Genomic DNA, 15,555 nt, shown 5'->3' on the forward strand with positions numbered 1-15,555 from the left:
CCGGCGCGGCCCGCCCCTTTGCCTTGTTGCGGTTTCGGGTGATTCGAGCTGTGGATACGATGCGGTCATGGGTCGTCGGCTGGTACCGCTCACGCTGGACAACCTTCAGGACCTGCCCCGGCGTTGCCGGTCCTGTGTCTTCTGGGAGCTGGATCCCGTCACCGGTGCGGCTGCGGTGAAGGCGGGCACCTCTGCCCAGGAGAAGGAGGCGTGGATCTCCGCCGTGCTGCTCGAATGGGGTTCGTGCGGCCGGGTGGTCTACGTGGACGAGGTGCCCGTCGGGTTCGTCCTGTACGCCCCGCCGGCCTATGTGGCGCGCGCGACCGCCTTCCCGACCAGTCCGGTCTCACCGGACGCCGCACAGCTCATCACGGCGTGGATCATGCCGGGGTATCAGGGGCAGGGCCTGGGGCGGGTGATGGTCCAGGCGGTGGCGAAAGACCTGCTGCGCAGGGGGTTCCGGGCGATCGAGGCGTTCGGCGACGTCCGGTGGGAGCGTCCGGCCTGTCTCCTGCCGGCCGACCACCTGCTGGCGGTGGGCTTCAAGACGGTCCGGCCGCATCCGGTCCACCCCCGGCTGCGGCTGGAGTTGCGGTCCACGCTGTCGTGGAAGGAAGACGTGGAGCTGGCCCTGGACCGGCTGCTGGGCGCGGCCCGCAAGGAGCCGGCGCTGCGGCCGCTCTGACGCGGCTGCCGTATCGCTGTGGCGCTGCCGAGCTGCGGCGCCGCTGCGCGGGACATGCGAACGGGGCCGCCCCCGGCCAGGGGCGGCCCCGTTCGCATGTCACCGGTGCGGGTGCGTCAGACGGTCTTGACCTCGACGAAGTCCGCCAGGTCGCGCAGGATGGCGGCCTTCGGCTTGGCGCCGACGATGGTCTTGGCGACCTCGCCGCCCTGGTAGACGTTCAGCGTCGGGATGGACATGACGCCGTACTTGGCGGCCGTGGCCGGGTTCTCGTCGATGTTGAGCTTGACGATCTCGATCTGGTCCCCGTACTCGGCGGCGATGGCCTCGAGGGAGGGAGCGATCTGGCGGCACGGACCGCACCAGGCGGCCCAGAAGTCCACCAGGACGGGCTTGTCGCTCCTGAGGACCTCGGCGTCGAAGTCAGCGTCGGTCACGTTCTTGAGGGTGCCGGCCACAGCGGCCTCCTTCTTTTCCTGCGGGGAGAGTGGGGTGTGGTGCTGCTGGGTGTGCGTCAGACCGTCGCGTGCGTCTTCTCGGCGTCCGCGAGGGCGGCGAGGAAGCGCTCGGCGTCGAGGGCGGCGGAGCAGCCGGTGCCCGCGGCGGTGATGGCCTGGCGGTAGGTGTGGTCGACGACGTCGCCCGCGCCGAACACACCGGTGAGGCTGGTGCGGGTGGACGGGGCGTCGACCTTGAGGTAGCCCTCGGAGTCGAGGTCCAGCTGGTCCTTGAAGAGCTCCGTGCGCGGGTCGTGGCCGACGGCGATGAAGAGGCCGGTCACGGGCAGCTCGGAGGTCTCACCGGTCTTGGTGTTGCGCAGGGTGAGTCCCGAGAGCTTCTGCTCGCCGTGGATCGCGGCGACCTCGCTGTCCCAGGCGAACTTGATCTTCGGGTCGGCGAACGCGCGGTCCTGCATGGCCTTGGAGGCGCGCAGCGAATCGCGGCGGTGCACGATCGTGACGGACTTGGCGAACCGGGAGAGGAAGGTGGCTTCCTCGATCGCGGTGTCGCCGCCGCCGACCACGACGATGTCGTGGTCCTTGAAGAAGAAGCCGTCGCAGGTGGCGCACCAGGAGACGCCGCGTCCGGAGAGGGCGTCCTCGTTCGGCAGGCCGAGCTTGCGGTGCTGCGAGCCGGTGGTCACGATCACGGCCTTGGCACGGTGCACGGTGCCGGCGGTGTCGGTGACGGTCTTGATCTCGCCGGTGAGGTCCACGGCCACCACGTCGTCCGGAACCAGCTCGGCGCCGAAACGCTCGGCCTGGCCGCGCATGTTGTCCATGAGGTCGGGCCCCATGATGCCGTCCTGGAAGCCGGGGAAGTTCTCGACCTCGGTGGTGTTCATCAGCGCGCCGCCGGCGGTGACGGCACCTTCGAAGACCAGGGGCTTGAGCGAAGCGCGTGCGGTGTACAGGGCGGCGGTGTAACCGGCCGGCCCGGAGCCGATGATGATCACGTTTCGAACGTCGCTCACGGGTTGCTTCCTCGTCTCTGGACTGCCTGCTGCCTACCGGGGGGTGGGCCGGTGTGAACCTTCACCCCACCCAACGGATCCTACGGCGCATGCATTCCCGCGCTGACCCCCTCGGCCCTGCGGGGTCTCAGCTCCGGGGGTAGGTGGCGGTCAGCAGCGGCTTCCCCGGGGCGGCCGACGGGGTGCCGACGCAGGTGGAGGGGACGAGGTAGGCGTCCACGGAGGCGGGGTCGCCGGGGTGCGGCAGGACGACGAGGAAGACTTCGGTCCCCTCGTAGGTGCCCTGCTCGGAGCCCAGCGGGCTCTCGGAGCGGCCGGTGGCCTTCTGGACGCAGGCCGGGACGGGGGGTGCCTCGCGGTCCCCCGGGGCGAGCTCCGGCGAGGTCGGGGGGCTGTTCTCCACTCCGAGGGTCTTGTTCCGGTCCCCCGCGCCCGTGTCTCCCTTCGGCTGGTCCCCGGTGGCGAGGAGCTCCCGGACCTGTCCCTGGAGCCCCTGCGCGGTGTACTCGTCCCCGCCGGGCCTGGACAGCGCGGTGGCGGCATCGCCTTGGGCGCTCCGGTCGGGGGAGGAAGCGGGGCCGGAGACCAGGTTGAACAGCAGGAGGCCGGCGGCGCAGGAAGCGAGCAGGCCGCCGGCGAGGGCGATCCGCAGGCGGGCCCGGCGCCGACCGGGGCCGGTTGGGCCGGCCGGGTGACCGGAGGGCCGCGGGGCGGCGGCCCGCGTGGGCCGGTCGGGCGGTGTTTCACGTGAAACAGCGGGGTCGGACAGGCCGCGGGCCGCGGGCCGCGGTGCGGGGGCGGCGTCCTCGCGCGGGGTGGTGGCGTCGAGGAGCGCTTCGGCGGCGAGGGCCGCGTCGATCCGGCCGGAGATGTCGGCGGGCATGCGGGCGGGCCCGGGAAGGGTGCCGAGCAGGGCCCGGATCTCCTCCAGGGAGGCGCGTACGTCGGCGCACAGGGCGCAGTCGCCGAGATGGCTGCGGACCTCCGCCGTACGGGACGGGGAGAGGAGGCCCTCCGTCAGCTCGGAGATCTCCGAGACGTCGGGGTGCCGGACCGTGCCGGTCGTGGTGCTCACGCTCGCCCACCTCCGCCCTTCACTGCGTTGGGGTCCGGGGCTGCGTCCCCGCGGTCTGCCGCCGGTGGGACGGTTGTCCCGGGTGTCCGGTTCCTTCCCCGCCCGGTGTCGGTGTTATCCCCGGTGGACGTGCGCAGATGAGTGAGGAGCGGGACCAGTTTCGCCCGGCCGCGCGCACACCGGCTCTTCACGGTGCCGACGGGGACGTCGAGCAGCCGGGCCGCCTCGGCGACGGGGTAGCCCTGCATGTCGACCAGGACGAGCGCGGCGCGCTGCTCGGCCGGCAGGGTGCCCAGGGCGGCCAGGAGCTGGCGGTGGAGGTCCTGGCGCTCCGCGGGGGCCTCGGCGGACTCGTGGGGCTCCAGGAGGCGCTCCAGGCGGTCCGTGTCGTCAAGGGGGGACGTCCTGCGGGAGGCGGCCTTGCGGGCCCGGTCCAGGCAGGCGTTCACGGTGATGCGGTGGAGCCAGGTGGTGACGGCGGACTCCCCGCGGAAGGTGTGCGCGGCCCGGTAGGCGGAGACCAGGGCGTCCTGCACGGCGTCGGCGGCCTCCTCCCGGTCGCCGAGCGTGCGCAGGGCCACCGCCCACAGCCGGTCGCGGTGGCGGCGGACGAGCTCACCGAACGCGTCGGGATCGCCGGCGGCGTGCAGCGACAGGAGTTCCTGGTCGCTGCGGCCGTCGGGTGTGGCTTCGTTCAACGGTGGGCCCTCCCCCTGCTGTCGTCAGCCCGTGAACTTCACTTCCGCGATGGCCTGCTTGTACCCGGCCCCGCTGAACGTGTCCGGGGGCGCGTCCGGCATCGCGGTGATCCAGACGAGGACGTAGCGGGCCTTGACGGGCTTCTCGGCGGCCAGCTTGAGCGTGCTGGACGAGGTCGTCTCGGTGACGATCTTCTCCATGGACGCGAGCGACGCCGACGGGGAAAGGGAGGAGGCCTTGTAGAGCGTGGCGGTGGTGTGGTCGCCCGCGTACTTCAGCGTTATCGATGCTCCGCTGACGTCCTGCTCCGAGCCGAGGTCGTAGACGATCCCGAGGCCCTCTTTGTAGGCCGGGTTCATGTCCGGGCCGTCGAGGTAGTACTTGGTGCGCCAGTAGGTGGAGTTGTCCCCGTCGAAGGTGCTCTTGGCGCCTTCGGCGTCCTGTGGCTTGCCGTCGGGGTAGTACTCGGCGGCGCCGGTGGGGGCGAGGACGACCGGGTCCTTGTTCTCCGGGGCCTCGTCGGACTTCGGGTTCGGGTTCTGGTTGCTGCCGTTGCTGCCCTGGTTGGCGCGGCCCAGCAGGGTGTCTGCGAGCTGCCAGCTGCCCAGGCCGAGGGCGGCGATCAGCAGGGCCGCCACACCCCACTTCAGGGCCCGGCCCGTCCGGCTCTGCAGGGGCGGCGGCGGGGGTGCCACGGGGAGCGGCTGCGCGGGGGGCATGCCGGGAGGCGTGGGCCTGCCGTAGCTGCCCTGCTGGTAGGTCGTGTGCTGGTACTCCGGAGGCGCGGTGAAGGTGGGCTCCGGCGGCCGGATGCGGGGCATCGCGGCGACGGCCTTGGAGAGCTCTTCCGGGGTGGTGCAGGCGGGTTCCTGACGGGAGGCGGTGGCCCCGTCGTTGGCGAGGGCGCGCATGGCGAGCTCGCCCAGGCCGCGGTGGACTCCGGCGCGGACCTGGTCGGGGGCGATCAGGCCGACGCCCTTGGGCAGGCCGGTGAGGCCGTACGCGTCGTTCTCGTACGGCCAGCGCTGGGTGAGGGCGGCGTACAGCAGGGCGCCGATGGCCTCGGTGTCCGCGCGCTGCGGGGTCTCGCTGGTGATGCCGCGCAGGGCGGCGTTCACGGCGAGGCCGCGGATGCGGTACTGGCCCGAGGAGGTGCGCAGTATGGCGCTGGGGGTCAGGCGCAGGTGCGCCAGGCCCTCGCGGTGCGCGGCGGTCATGGCCTGGGAGACCTGGCTGACCAGCTGGTAGGCCTCGTGCGGCTCCATGGGGCCCGCCGCGAGGACCGCGGTGAGCTCCGTGGCGTCGGGCAGCCACTCGTGGACGACGTAGACGAGGTCGTTCTCCTCCACGGCGTCGAGGACCTGGACGAACCGGGGGTCGCCGAGCAGGGCGGAGGAGCGGGCGGCGGCCAGGACCGCGCGGGCCCGGGCGTGGTCGGCGGGCAGCAGGTGGACACCCACCGCCCTGCGCAGCTTCTCGTCCATCGCGCGCCAGCTGCTGAATCCGTCCACACGGGTGACGCACTCTTCGAGCCGGTAGCGTCTGGCGAGCTTGTGACCGCTGTGGAGTTCGGGAGCGGCCGCAGGTGCCGCGTTCCTGCGCTCGCCGTCCTTTTCGGGCATGGATCCGTCCGCGGCTCGTCCGTTCTGGGTGTCCACCCCGTCGGCCGTGGCCTTGACCGCCTCAGCGGCCGGCGGCTCGTCGCCGCCGTTGTCGGCCACGTCGACGGCAGCCGTGCTACGTTCCGCCACCGTCGTCCCTGCCTCCCCATCCGTTACGCGCTGTCGGCCATCCTGCGAAGCCATGCCAATTGTGCCCACAGTCCGGCGCTCTGCACGACACGCTAGGGAAGGGGATGGTTGTGCGCATCAGCGCCCCAGGCGTCCGCGCACCATTCCGACCATCGCGTTGAGTTCTTCGATGCGCATCCGCTTGGCGGAGACGATGAACACCGCGGCCAGCGCGATAGCGCCGGCCACCAGCGCGGTGAGCGAACCGAGCGCACCGTTGCCGAGGAAGCGCAGCACCGCGAAGGCGACCGCGCCGGCCACGGCGGCGGCGGGGACGCAGGCGCCGATGAGACGGGTGTAGGTGCGCATCACGTGCGCCCCGTCGAGGTCGCCGCCGAGGCGGGTGCGCAGCCGGCGCCAGGCGACGCCGACGCCCACCGCGTAGCCGAGGCCGTATGCGGCGGCCATGCCGACGACGGCCCAGCGGGCCGGCAGGACGAAGAAGGCGGCGGTGGAGACGCCCGCGTTGACGGCGGCGACGATGACCGTGTTGTAGAAGGGGGTCCGGGTGTCCTCGTAGGCGTAGAAGCCGCGCAGGACGACGTACTGGACCGAGTACGGGATCAGGCCGAGGCCGAAGGCCATCAGGATGAAGCCGATGTTCTGGGCGCTCTCCGCGCCGGAACCGGCGTAGAGCAGGCCTGCCATCGGGACGCCCAGCGCGAGGAACGCGAAGGCGCAGGGCACGATCGCGACGGCCGAGGTGCGCAGGCCGTAGGAGATGTCGTCGCGGACGGCGGCGGCGTCGCCGTCGTGGGCGGAGCGCGAGATGCGGGGCAGGACCGCGGTCATGACGGAGACGGTGATGATGGCCTGCGGCATCTGCCAGAGCAGCAGGGCGTAGTTGTAGCCGGTGATGCCGGTGCCGCCGTGGCCCTGCTTGTCGGCGACCTCGCCCGCCCAGGTGGCGAGCTGCGTGACGACGATCAGTCCGAGCTGGTTGGCGAGGACGAAGAAGAACGTCCACTTCGCCAGGCCGGCGGCCTTGCCGAGGCCGTGGCCCTTCCAGTCGAAGCGCAGCCGCGGCTTGAAGCCGGCGTCGCGCAGGTAGGGAACCATCGCCAGGGACTGGACGACCAGGCCGAGCAGGGTGCCCAGGCCCAGCAGCCGGACGCCGTCGGGGGTGATGCCGGCCTCGGTGACGCCGGTGGTGGTGAAGCCGCCGAAGGCCCAGATGAAGGCGCTGAAGGTGGCGATGACGACGATGTTGTTGAGGACCGGGGTCCACATCATGGCGCCGAACCGGCCGCGGGCGTTGAGGATCTGACCGAGGACCACGTGCACGCCCATGAAGAACATGGTGGGCAGGCAGTAGTGGGCGAAGGCGACGGCGACGTCCAGGCGCTGCGGATCGTCGGCGATCTTCTGCGACATCATGCCGATGAACAGCGGGGCCGCGAGGACGCAGATGGTGGTGACGGCGCCCAGCAGGACGATGACGAGGGTGAGCAGCCGGTTGGCGTAGGCCTCTCCCCCGTCCTCGTCGTTCTTCATCGCGCGCACCAGCTGCGGGATGAAGACCGCGTTGAGGGCGCCGCCGCCGACCAGTACGTAGATCATCGTCGGCAGGGTGTTGGCGACCTGGTAGCTGTCGTTGAGGGTGGCCACGCCGATGGCTCCGGCGATCACCAGAGTCCGCATGAAGCCGGTGATGCGGGAGACGATCGTGCCGGCGGCCATCAGGGCGCTGGACTTCAGCAGGCTGGAGGCGCGTCCGGCGGGCTTGCTCGGCGCCGGTGCGGCGACGGGCGCGTCCTCCGCCGGGGTGCGCGGTGCGGCCTCCTGGTCCCGGTAGAGGTGTGCGAAGGCGTCCGGCTGGGGCTCCTGGCCGGCGGCCTTGGTGACGAGGGAGTCCACGCCGACGAACTGCGTGGTGGTGGCGTGGTCGCCGTAGGGCAGGTGCCGGGAGGGGCCGTCCGGCTCGGGCGGCGGGGTCTGGGCCCAGACCCGCGGGTCGGGGGCGTAGGAGGGGGCCTGCGGAGCCGCGTAGAGCGGGCCGGGCTCCTGGAAGGTCCCGGGCGGCGGCGGCGGGTGCGAGGCCCGGTCGTAGAGGACCTCGGCCACCGGGTCCTGGGCCGACAGGTCCTGTGACCGGTACGGGTCGTAGGCGTAGGCGTCCTGGACATACGGGTCGTGGTCCGGCGCGGGCGCGGGCGCGGGAACCTGCCCCGGCACCGGGGCGCCGGGGGCAGTGCCCTGGGAGGGCGCGGGCCCGCCAGTGCCCTGCGCGCGGTCACCTTCGTACGGCGCGTTCATCGAAACCCCACCTCATCGTCCCCAGGCCGACCGGCCACGGCGTCGCTCAACGGTCCACTGTCTCACCCGTGCCGGACGGGTCCGCGCTTTGCGGTCCGGTGTCCGGGGACTCGTCACTCTGCTGCGTGCTCTCCTCCACGGCGGCGCGCGCCGCGACGCGCTTGCGGCTGGCGTACATCTTGATGCCGGCCAGCACGAGCAGGAGGACGCCGCCGGCGATGACGAGCATGACGGTGGGGGTCACTTCGGTCGCCTCGACCGTGAACGTGCGTGCCTTGCCGTAGGGGACGCCGTCGGTCGTGAAGAGCTGCGCGGTCACCTCGACGGGGCCGCTCGCGGTGGCGTTGGCGGGGAACTTCACGGTCTGGCTGTGCCCGCCCTGGACCGCGACTTCTTCCTCGGCCTGGCCGCTGTCGCCGAACATCAGGCGGGTCGGGTTGGCGGACTGCACGCGCAGGACGAGGTTGCGGGTGTCCTGGACCAGGCTGTTCTGCACGCTGACCGGGATCGTCGCGCTGTGCCCGGAGAGGGTGGCGTCGGACTTGGGGATGACCCTGACCTTCTCGGTGAGGCCGATCAGGTACTTCTGCACCTGGTCCCGGTAGTCCAGGGCCGGGCCGGGGCGGTCGCGCCAAGAGGCGGACATCTCCCGGTTGGTGGTGTTGCCGAAGGGGATCTCGACGCGGTCGGGCGCGGTCAGGATCACCTTGAAGTGGTCGAGGGTGTTCTCAGTGCTGCGGATCTTCTCGAAGGCGGAGACCGGCAGTTCCTGCTTGCTGAGCTCCTCGGGGTACTGGCCCGCGCCCGGGACCTGGGTGGCGGCGCGCGGGTCGGGCGTCGCGGCGGCGGCCGCCTCCAGGTCGGAGGGCTGGGTCCAGCGGCCCGGCTGCAGGCCCCGGATGGCGGCGGCCATCGTCTGTGCCTGGCTGGCGGACGGCATCCGCTGGGGAGCCACGACGAAGCTGCGCTGGTTGTCGGTCTTCTGCAGGTTCAGGGCGAGCGTGTGGGCGAGGAAGCGCTGGATCGCGAGCGCGGAGTTCCCGGCATCGAGCATGTCGCCCTGGAAGGCGGTGGAGAGCTCTGCGTCGGAGACCACGGCCGTGGTGCCCGCACCGATGGGGCGGGCCGCCGAGGGGGTGTAGCCCAGCGCGCCGGTCTCCTGGAGGCTGTCGCTGCGGGTCAGGACGTTGTGGGCGCCGGCCGAAGTCGCGACGTTGACGATGGACGGGTCGATCGCCCCGTCCACCGGCCAGGAGAAATCGGTGGTCGCGGGGACGTGCAGGACGGTCTCGACGGCCTGCTTCGCCTTGTCGGTGGCCGGCCGGAGCTGGCCCAGCGTGCCGGAGACGTCCTTGCCGCGGTGGGCGAGCGAGGCGATGTCGGGGTCCGCGAAGGGCAGCGCGACGACCTTCTTGCCCTGGACGGCGCTCTCCAGCGCGCTCAGCCACTGTTCGGCGACGGCCTTGTTCTTGCCCTGGACGGTCCGGCCGTCGGGGGTGCGGATCCGGTAGCCCTTGGTCATGGCGTCGACCGTGTAGAGCAGGTCCGGATCGATCACCCAGGTGATCGGCAGATCCTTGCCGAGCGAGACCATCTGCTCCAGGCGCCCGCCGGGCCGAAGCTCGTCGGCCAGGCTGTCGTCGAGGAAGACGGGGGTCTGGAGCTCGTCCGAGCCGGTCTCCGCGGTCAGGTGCGTGGTGGAGATCAGCGGCCACACGTACGAGATCTGCGAGCGCTTGGCCGCGGCTTCCGGCTGCCAGGGCAGGAAGGTCCGCTGGATGCCGAGGACCTGCTCGTACGGGCGGCCCTCGGTCTCCCCGGACAGCGAGACGCCCAGCTGGTAGACGCCGTCCTTGTCGAGCTCCAGCTTGTTCACCGGAACCTTGAGGGTGAAGGGCTGGGAGACCTTCGAGGGCAGCGAATCGATCTTCACGGCGAATTCGGCACCGACCTCGGCGGGGTCCGCCCCGGCCCGGAAGGCGCCGCGATCCGCTGCCTCGTCGATGGAGCTGCGGTCCCCCAGCGCCGGGCCGACCCGCAAGCCCACGTGCGCGTCGGTGATCTTCTCGCGGCCGTTGTTGACCACGGTGCCGGAGATCGTGAGGGTGTCGCCCTTGACCGGGGCGGTGGGCGTCAGGCCGTCGAGCCGGATGTCGACGGCCGCGGCGGCCTCCGCGGCCTGGGCCTCGGGGGCGGGTGAGTAGACCAGGGCGGCGAGGACCGGGGTTCCGGCGAGCAGGACGACCGCGCGCCGCAACCAGCGCTTGCGGGCAGGAGCGGGGGGCGCCCCCTGGATGTCTGCCGCCTCGGCCACGCGCTCCCCCGGTCCCTCGAAGTGTCAGTGGTCGTCGTTTGTGCGTCCACGCATGGTAACGAGGCCCGCTGTGCGCGAGTGCCGCGCCTTGCTCCACATGATCGGGTCCGGCCCGGTGCCGCCGTGGGCCGGGGTGGCCGTAAACGCGGGAGCTCCGGGCGGGCCGGGCACGTACCCTTTTCTGTTGTGCCGAACGCCAACGAAGACAATCCCAGTGTCCTGAGTCAGGGGCAGGCCCGCGCGGTGAGCGAACTGCTGCGGATCGCCCCCGTCGCCGACGAGCTCGGCCGCCGTTTCCAGGCGGCGGGCTTCCGCCTCGCCCTGGTCGGCGGGTCCGTCCGCGACGCGCTGCTCGGGCGCCTCGGCAATGACCTCGACTTCACCACCGACGCCCGCCCCGAGGACGTTCTCAAGATCATCAGGCCGTGGGCCGACTCGGTCTGGGACGTCGGCATCGCCTTCGGCACGGTCGGTGCGCAGAAGCTCGCCCGCGTCGAAGACGTTGATCGGAACTTCCAGATCGAGGTCACCACCTACCGCTCGGAGTCCTACGACCGGACCTCGCGCAAGCCGGAGGTCTCCTACGGTGACTCGATCGAGGAAGACCTCGTCCGCCGTGACTTCACGGTGAACGCGATGGCCGTCGCGCTCCCCGAGAAGGAATTCGTGGACCCGCACGGCGGCCTGGAGGACCTCAGGGCCGGTGTGCTGCGCACCCCGGGCACTCCGGAGGACTCCTTCTCCGACGATCCGCTGCGCATGCTGCGGGCGGCCCGGTTCGCCGCCCAGCTCGACTTCGAGGTCGCCCCCGACGTGGTGGCGGCGATGAAGGCCATGTCCGGCCGGATCGAGATCGTGTCGGCGGAGCGGGTCCAGGGCGAGCTGAACAAGCTGCTCCTGTCCGCGCACCCGCGCAAGGGCCTCGGCCTGCTCGTGGACACCGGGCTGGCCGACCACGTGCTGCCCGAGCTGCCCGCGCTGCGTCTGGAGAGTGACGAGCACCACCGGCACAAGGACGTCTACGACCACTCGTTGATCGTGCTGGAGCAGGCGATCGCACTCGAGGAGGACGGCCCGGACCTGGTGCTGCGGCTCGCGGCCCTGCTGCACGACATCGGCAAGCCGCGCACCCGGAGGTTCGAGAGCGACGGACGGGTCTCCTTCCACCACCACGAGATGGTGGGCGCGAAGATGACCAAGAAGCGCATGACCGCGCTGAAGTACTCCAACGACATGGTCAAGGACGTGTCCCGGCTGGTCGAGCTGCACCTGCGGTTCCACGGCTACGGGGACGGGGAGTGGACCGACTCGGCGGTGCGCCGCTACGTCCGCGACGCCGGCCCGCTGCTGGAGCGGCTGCACAAGCTGACGCGCTCCGACTGCACCACGCGCAACAAGCGCAAGGCGAACGCGCTCTCCCGCACTTACGACGGGCTGGAGGAGCGCATCGCCCAGTTGCAGGAGCGGGAGGAGCTGGACGCGATCCGCCCCGACCTGGACGGCAACGAGATCATGCAGGTGCTGGACGTCGGCCCCGGCCCGGTGATCGGCAAGGCGTACGCCTTCCTGCTGGAGCTGCGGCTGGAGAACGGGCCGGTGGGGCGCGACGAGGCGGTCGCCGCCCTCAAGGAGTGGTGGGCGGCCCAGGACGCCTGAGCAGGCCCTCCCGGGCCGGGGACACGGGCGTCCGCCTGGTCGGAGGGCCGTGGTGGTCGGGGTCGGTCGGTGTTTCACGTGAAACATCGGCCGGCGGACTCGGGCGCGCTCCGGTCAGGGCGATGTTTCACGTGAAACATCGCCCTGCCGCATGAGGAAGGCCGCGATCGCGGCATAGAGCGCGGCCACGCCGACGATCAGCGGGACGGACTGCCCGTCGAGGGGGAGCACGAGCGAGGCCACGGCGGCGGCGCCGACGAAGGCGACGTTGAAGAGCACGTCGTAGACGGAGAAGACCCGGCCGCGGAAGGCGTCGTCCACCTGGGACTGCACGACGGTGTCGGTGGAGATCTTGGCGCCCTGGGTGGCGAGGCCCAGCACGAAGGCCGCGGCGAGCATCGGTCCGGGGGCGAAGAACAGCCCCAGTGCGGGGACCAGGACGGCGGAACCGGCGGCGCAGGCGGTGATCCAGCCGCGCGTGCCCAGCCGGTCCACCAGCCACGGCGTGATGACGGCGGCGGCGAAGAACCCGGCCCCCGAGACCCCCACCGCGACGCCCAGCAGGGCCAGGCCTTCGGCCTCGTCGGCCGACCAGGAGTAGCGGCAGAGCGTCAGCAGCGTGACGGTCAGCGCTCCGTAGCAGAACCGCATCAGGGTCATGGCGGTGAGTGCCTGGGCGGCCGACCGCCTGGCCGCCAGGTGCCGGAGCCCTTCGGCCATGCCCCGGACGGCGATGGCGACGCCCTCGGCGACCGTCGGGTCGATCCGGCCGGGAGGGTGGTCGGGCCCGAGGAGGCGGACGGCGAGGCGCAGGGAGGCCAGGGCGGCGCACAGGTAGAAGCCGGCTGCCAGGAGGACGACGAGGGCGTCGGAGCCGGCGGCCAGTGCCCGGACGAGGAAGGCCAGTCCCCCGCCGCCGACGGCCGCGAGCGTTCCGGCGGTGGGCGAGAGGGCGTTCGCGGTGACCAGCTGGCCGGGGCCGACGACATGGGGCAGGGAGGCTGCGAGTCCGGCGAGGACGAAGCGGTTGACGGCCGTCACGGACAGGGCCGAGGCGTAGAAGAGCCAGTCGGGCACGTGGGCGACGATCAGCATGCCGGTGACACAGGCGAGGAAGGCCCGCAGCAGGTTGCCGTAGAGGAAGACCTGGCGGCGGGGCCAGCGGTCCAGCAGCACCCCGGCGAAGGGCCCGATCACGGAGTAGGGCAGCAGGAGCACCGCCATGGCGGAGGCGATGGCCGCGGGCGAGGCCTGCTTCTCCGGGGAGAAGACGACGTAGGTGGCCAGTGCGACCTGGTAGACGCCGTCGGCCGCCTGCGAGAGAAGCCGTACGGCCAGCAGGTTGCGGAAGTCCCGCAGACGCAGGAGTACGCGCAGATCACGTACGACAGCCATGAGGAAAAGGGTCACATACGCGGAGGGTCCCCGGGCGCATTGCCCGGGGACCCTCCGCGGAAGAACAGCCGAAGTCCAGGTGTCGTCAAGGACCCTTGGGGTTCGGCGGTCGGGGCGCGACTTAGCGCTCGACCTCGCCCTTGATGAACTTCTCGACGTTCGCGTAAGCCTCGTCGTCGAAGTACTGCACCGGCGGGGACTTCATGAAGTAGCTCGACGCCGACAGGATCGGGCCGCCGATACCGCGGTCCTTGGCGATCTTCGCGGCGCGCAGGGCGTCGATGATGACACCGGCGGAGTTCGGGGAGTCCCACACCTCGAGCTTGTACTCGAGGTTCAGCGGGACGTCGCCGAAGGCGCGACCCTCGAGGCGGACGTAGGCCCACTTGCGGTCGTCGAGCCACGCGACGTAGTCGGACGGGCCGATGTGGACGTTCTTCTCGCCGAGATCACGGTCGGGGATCTGCGAGGTGACGGCCTGCGTCTTGGAGATCTTCTTCGACTCGAGGCGGTCGCGCTCGAGCATGTTCTTGAAGTCCATGTTGCCGCCGACGTTGAGCTGCATGGTGCGCTCGAGTCGGACACCGCGGTCTTCGAACAGCTTCGCCATCACGCGGTGCGTGATGGTGGCGCCGACCTGGGACTTGATGTCGTCGCCGACGATCGGGACACCGGCCTCGGTAAACTTGTCAGCCCACTCCTTGGTGCCGGCGATGAAGACCGGGAGGGCGTTGACGAAGGCGACCTTGGCGTCGATGGCGGCCTGGGCGTAGAACTTCGCCGCAGCCTCGGAACCGACGGGCAGGTAGCAGATCAGGACGTCGACCTGACGGTCCTTGAGGATCTGGACGATGTCGACCGGGGTCTCGGTCGACTCCTCGATGGTCTCGCGGTAGTACTTGCCCAGGCCGTCCAGGGTGTGGCCGCGCTGAACGGTCACACCCGCACTCGGGACGTCGCAGATCTTGATGGTGTTGTTCTCGCTGGCGCCGATGGCGTCCGAAAGGTCGAGGCCGACCTTCTTCGCGTCGACGTCGAACGCGGCGACGAACTCGATGTCACGCACGTGGTAGTCGCCGAACTGGACGTGCATCAGACCGGGGACCTTGGCCGCCGGGTCGGCGTCCTTGTAGTACTCGACGCCCTGCACCAGCGAGGCGGCGCAGTTGCCTACGCCGACGATGGCTACGCGAACCGAACCCATTCCGGTTGCTCCCTGTTTGTTCTCGGACGAGGCCTGCGAGATGCAGGCCTCACTTTGCAGTTTCGTCGGACGGACCGGGTCGTCTCTGATCCCGTCCCGCCCGCTCACTTTCGATGAGCTCGTTCAGCCAGCGCACTTCGCGCTCCACGGATTCCATTCCGTGGCGTTGCAGCTCGAGCGTGTAGTCGTCGAGCCGCTCGCGTGTGCGGGCGATCGAGGCGCTCATCTTCTCCAGGCGCTCCTCAAGCCGGCTGCGACGGCCTTCCAGCACCCGCATCCGTACTTCCCGTTCGGTCTGGCCGAAGAAAGCGAAGCGGGCGGCGAAGGACTCGTCCTCCCAGGCATCGGGGCCCGTGTGGGAGAGGAGCTCTTCGAAGTGCTCCTTGCCTGCCGCCGTCAACCGGTAGACGATCTTGGCGCGGCGCCCTGCGAGTGAAGCGGCGAGAGCGTCTTCCGGGGCGTTGCCCGGTTCTTCGATCAACCAACCGTTGGTGACGAGCGTCTTGAGGCAGGGGTAGAGCGTTCCGTAGCTGAACGCTCTGAACACCCCCAGCGAGGTGTTGAGCCGCTTGCGCAGCTCGTAGCCGTGCATGGGGGATTCGCGAAGCAGGCCCAGGACGGCGAACTCGAGGATGCCTGAGCGCCTGCTCATCCGCCTGTCCTTCCCCCGCCTCGGAGTCATTATGTCGAGCTGATGTATCGGCTCGATACATCCAGACGATAGAACGGGTGGCCCCCGGCTACAAGTGGCGACACGGTGACCGGCGTCACATCGCCAATTCGTGCGGTGCAAGTTGCCTGTTTTGGGGTGAACTTCGGCACTGATTGGCTTTTGGGCGTGCGTAGTCTGTGCGCCATGACACCGGGGGGACCGGAACTCACCTGCCGCTTCCAGGCCACTCGCCTGCCCGAGGAGTAGTCGTTCGATGAGCGAGCACCGCCGCAAACAGCAGCAGCCCCAGGGTGGGGGCCGCGCCGCTGCCCGCCGGGCTGCCCAGCAGCGCCCC

The 15,555-nt window shown here is 70.9% G+C and carries 12 protein-coding genes; 2 read left to right on the forward strand and 10 right to left on the reverse strand.

Going from position 1 to position 15,555, the window contains the following annotated elements; all coding sequences use genetic code 11:
* Positions 1 to 67: 67 nt before the first annotated feature.
* Positions 68 to 685, forward strand: a complete 618-nt coding sequence (locus DRB96_RS09400; protein WP_112448014.1) for a GNAT family N-acetyltransferase — start codon at positions 68 to 70, stop codon at positions 683 to 685.
* A 116-nt stretch (positions 686 to 801) separates the two neighbouring features.
* Here the strand turns inward: DRB96_RS09400 and trxA are convergent, their stop codons facing one another.
* From trxA to DRB96_RS09435, 7 genes are all read right to left on the reverse strand, one after another.
* A complete protein-coding gene (gene trxA, locus DRB96_RS09405) occupies positions 802 to 1,143 on the reverse strand; it encodes a thioredoxin (protein ID WP_112448015.1) in 342 nt (113 codons plus the stop codon).
* A gap of 56 nt (positions 1,144 to 1,199) precedes the next feature.
* A complete protein-coding gene (gene trxB, locus DRB96_RS09410; protein ID WP_112448016.1) occupies positions 1,200 to 2,159 on the reverse strand; it encodes a thioredoxin-disulfide reductase in 960 nt (319 codons plus the stop codon).
* A 127-nt stretch (positions 2,160 to 2,286) separates the two neighbouring features.
* Positions 2,287 to 3,234 (reverse strand): hypothetical protein, encoded by a 948-nt coding sequence (locus DRB96_RS09415; RefSeq protein WP_112448017.1) that lies wholly within the window; start codon positions 3,232 to 3,234, stop codon positions 2,287 to 2,289.
* Positions 3,231 to 3,932 (reverse strand): RNA polymerase sigma factor SigM, encoded by a 702-nt coding sequence (gene sigM, locus DRB96_RS09420; protein WP_112448018.1) that lies wholly within the window; start codon positions 3,930 to 3,932, stop codon positions 3,231 to 3,233. The genes DRB96_RS09415 and sigM overlap by 4 nt, the downstream gene beginning before the upstream one ends.
* A 24-nt stretch (positions 3,933 to 3,956) precedes the next feature.
* On the reverse strand, positions 3,957 to 5,684 hold the full coding sequence (locus DRB96_RS09425) for a protein kinase family protein (RefSeq protein ID WP_112448019.1): 1,728 nt from the start codon (positions 5,682 to 5,684) through the stop codon (positions 3,957 to 3,959).
* Positions 5,685 to 5,801: 117 nt separating this feature from the next.
* On the reverse strand, positions 5,802 to 7,979 hold the full coding sequence (gene murJ, locus DRB96_RS09430) for a murein biosynthesis integral membrane protein MurJ (protein WP_112448020.1): 2,178 nt from the start codon (positions 7,977 to 7,979) through the stop codon (positions 5,802 to 5,804).
* A 46-nt stretch (positions 7,980 to 8,025) separates the two neighbouring features.
* Positions 8,026 to 10,293 carry a DUF6049 family protein gene (locus DRB96_RS09435; RefSeq protein ID WP_204357682.1) on the reverse strand — a complete coding sequence of 756 codons (2,268 nt, stop codon included), beginning with the start codon at positions 10,291 to 10,293 and terminating at the stop codon, positions 8,026 to 8,028.
* Positions 10,294 to 10,479: 186 nt separating this feature from the next.
* On the opposite strand from DRB96_RS09435, the gene DRB96_RS09440 reads away from it, so the two are divergent.
* A complete protein-coding gene (locus DRB96_RS09440; RefSeq protein WP_112448021.1) occupies positions 10,480 to 11,949 on the forward strand; it encodes a CCA tRNA nucleotidyltransferase in 1,470 nt (489 codons plus the stop codon).
* Positions 11,950 to 12,063: 114 nt separating this feature from the next.
* Here DRB96_RS09440 and DRB96_RS09445 read toward each other — a convergent pair whose 3' ends face one another.
* The 3 genes from DRB96_RS09445 to DRB96_RS09455 form a co-directional block, all read right to left on the reverse strand.
* Positions 12,064 to 13,344 carry an MFS transporter gene (locus DRB96_RS09445; protein WP_112453309.1) on the reverse strand — a complete coding sequence of 427 codons (1,281 nt, stop codon included), beginning with the start codon at positions 13,342 to 13,344 and terminating at the stop codon, positions 12,064 to 12,066.
* Positions 13,345 to 13,465: 121 nt separating this feature from the next.
* Positions 13,466 to 14,548, reverse strand: a complete 1,083-nt coding sequence (locus DRB96_RS09450; RefSeq protein WP_112448022.1) for an inositol-3-phosphate synthase — start codon at positions 14,546 to 14,548, stop codon at positions 13,466 to 13,468.
* 49 nt (positions 14,549 to 14,597) lie between these two features.
* On the reverse strand, positions 14,598 to 15,200 hold the full coding sequence (locus DRB96_RS09455; protein WP_112448023.1) for a PadR family transcriptional regulator: 603 nt from the start codon (positions 15,198 to 15,200) through the stop codon (positions 14,598 to 14,600).
* Positions 15,201 to 15,555 lie beyond the last annotated feature (355 nt).

The sequence above is a fragment of the Streptomyces sp. ICC1 genome (assembly GCF_003287935.1).
GTDB lineage: Bacteria > Actinomycetota > Actinomycetes > Streptomycetales > Streptomycetaceae > Streptomyces > Streptomyces tritrimontium.

What these genes read in the sequence shown, in the direction of transcription:
- DRB96_RS09400 (WP_112448014.1), top strand. Translation starts at nt 68, where the DNA reads ATGGGTCGTCGGCTGGTACCGCTCACGCTGGACAACCTTCAGGACCTG.
- murJ (WP_112448020.1), bottom strand. Translation starts at nt 7,979, where the DNA reads ATGAACGCGCCGTACGAAGGTGACCGCGCGCAGGGCACTGGCGGGCCC.
- DRB96_RS09445 (WP_112453309.1), bottom strand. Translation starts at nt 13,344, where the DNA reads ATGGCTGTCGTACGTGATCTGCGCGTACTCCTGCGTCTGCGGGACTTC.
- DRB96_RS09450 (WP_112448022.1), bottom strand. Translation starts at nt 14,548, where the DNA reads ATGGGTTCGGTTCGCGTAGCCATCGTCGGCGTAGGCAACTGCGCCGCC.
- DRB96_RS09455 (WP_112448023.1), bottom strand. Translation starts at nt 15,200, where the DNA reads ATGAGCAGGCGCTCAGGCATCCTCGAGTTCGCCGTCCTGGGCCTGCTT.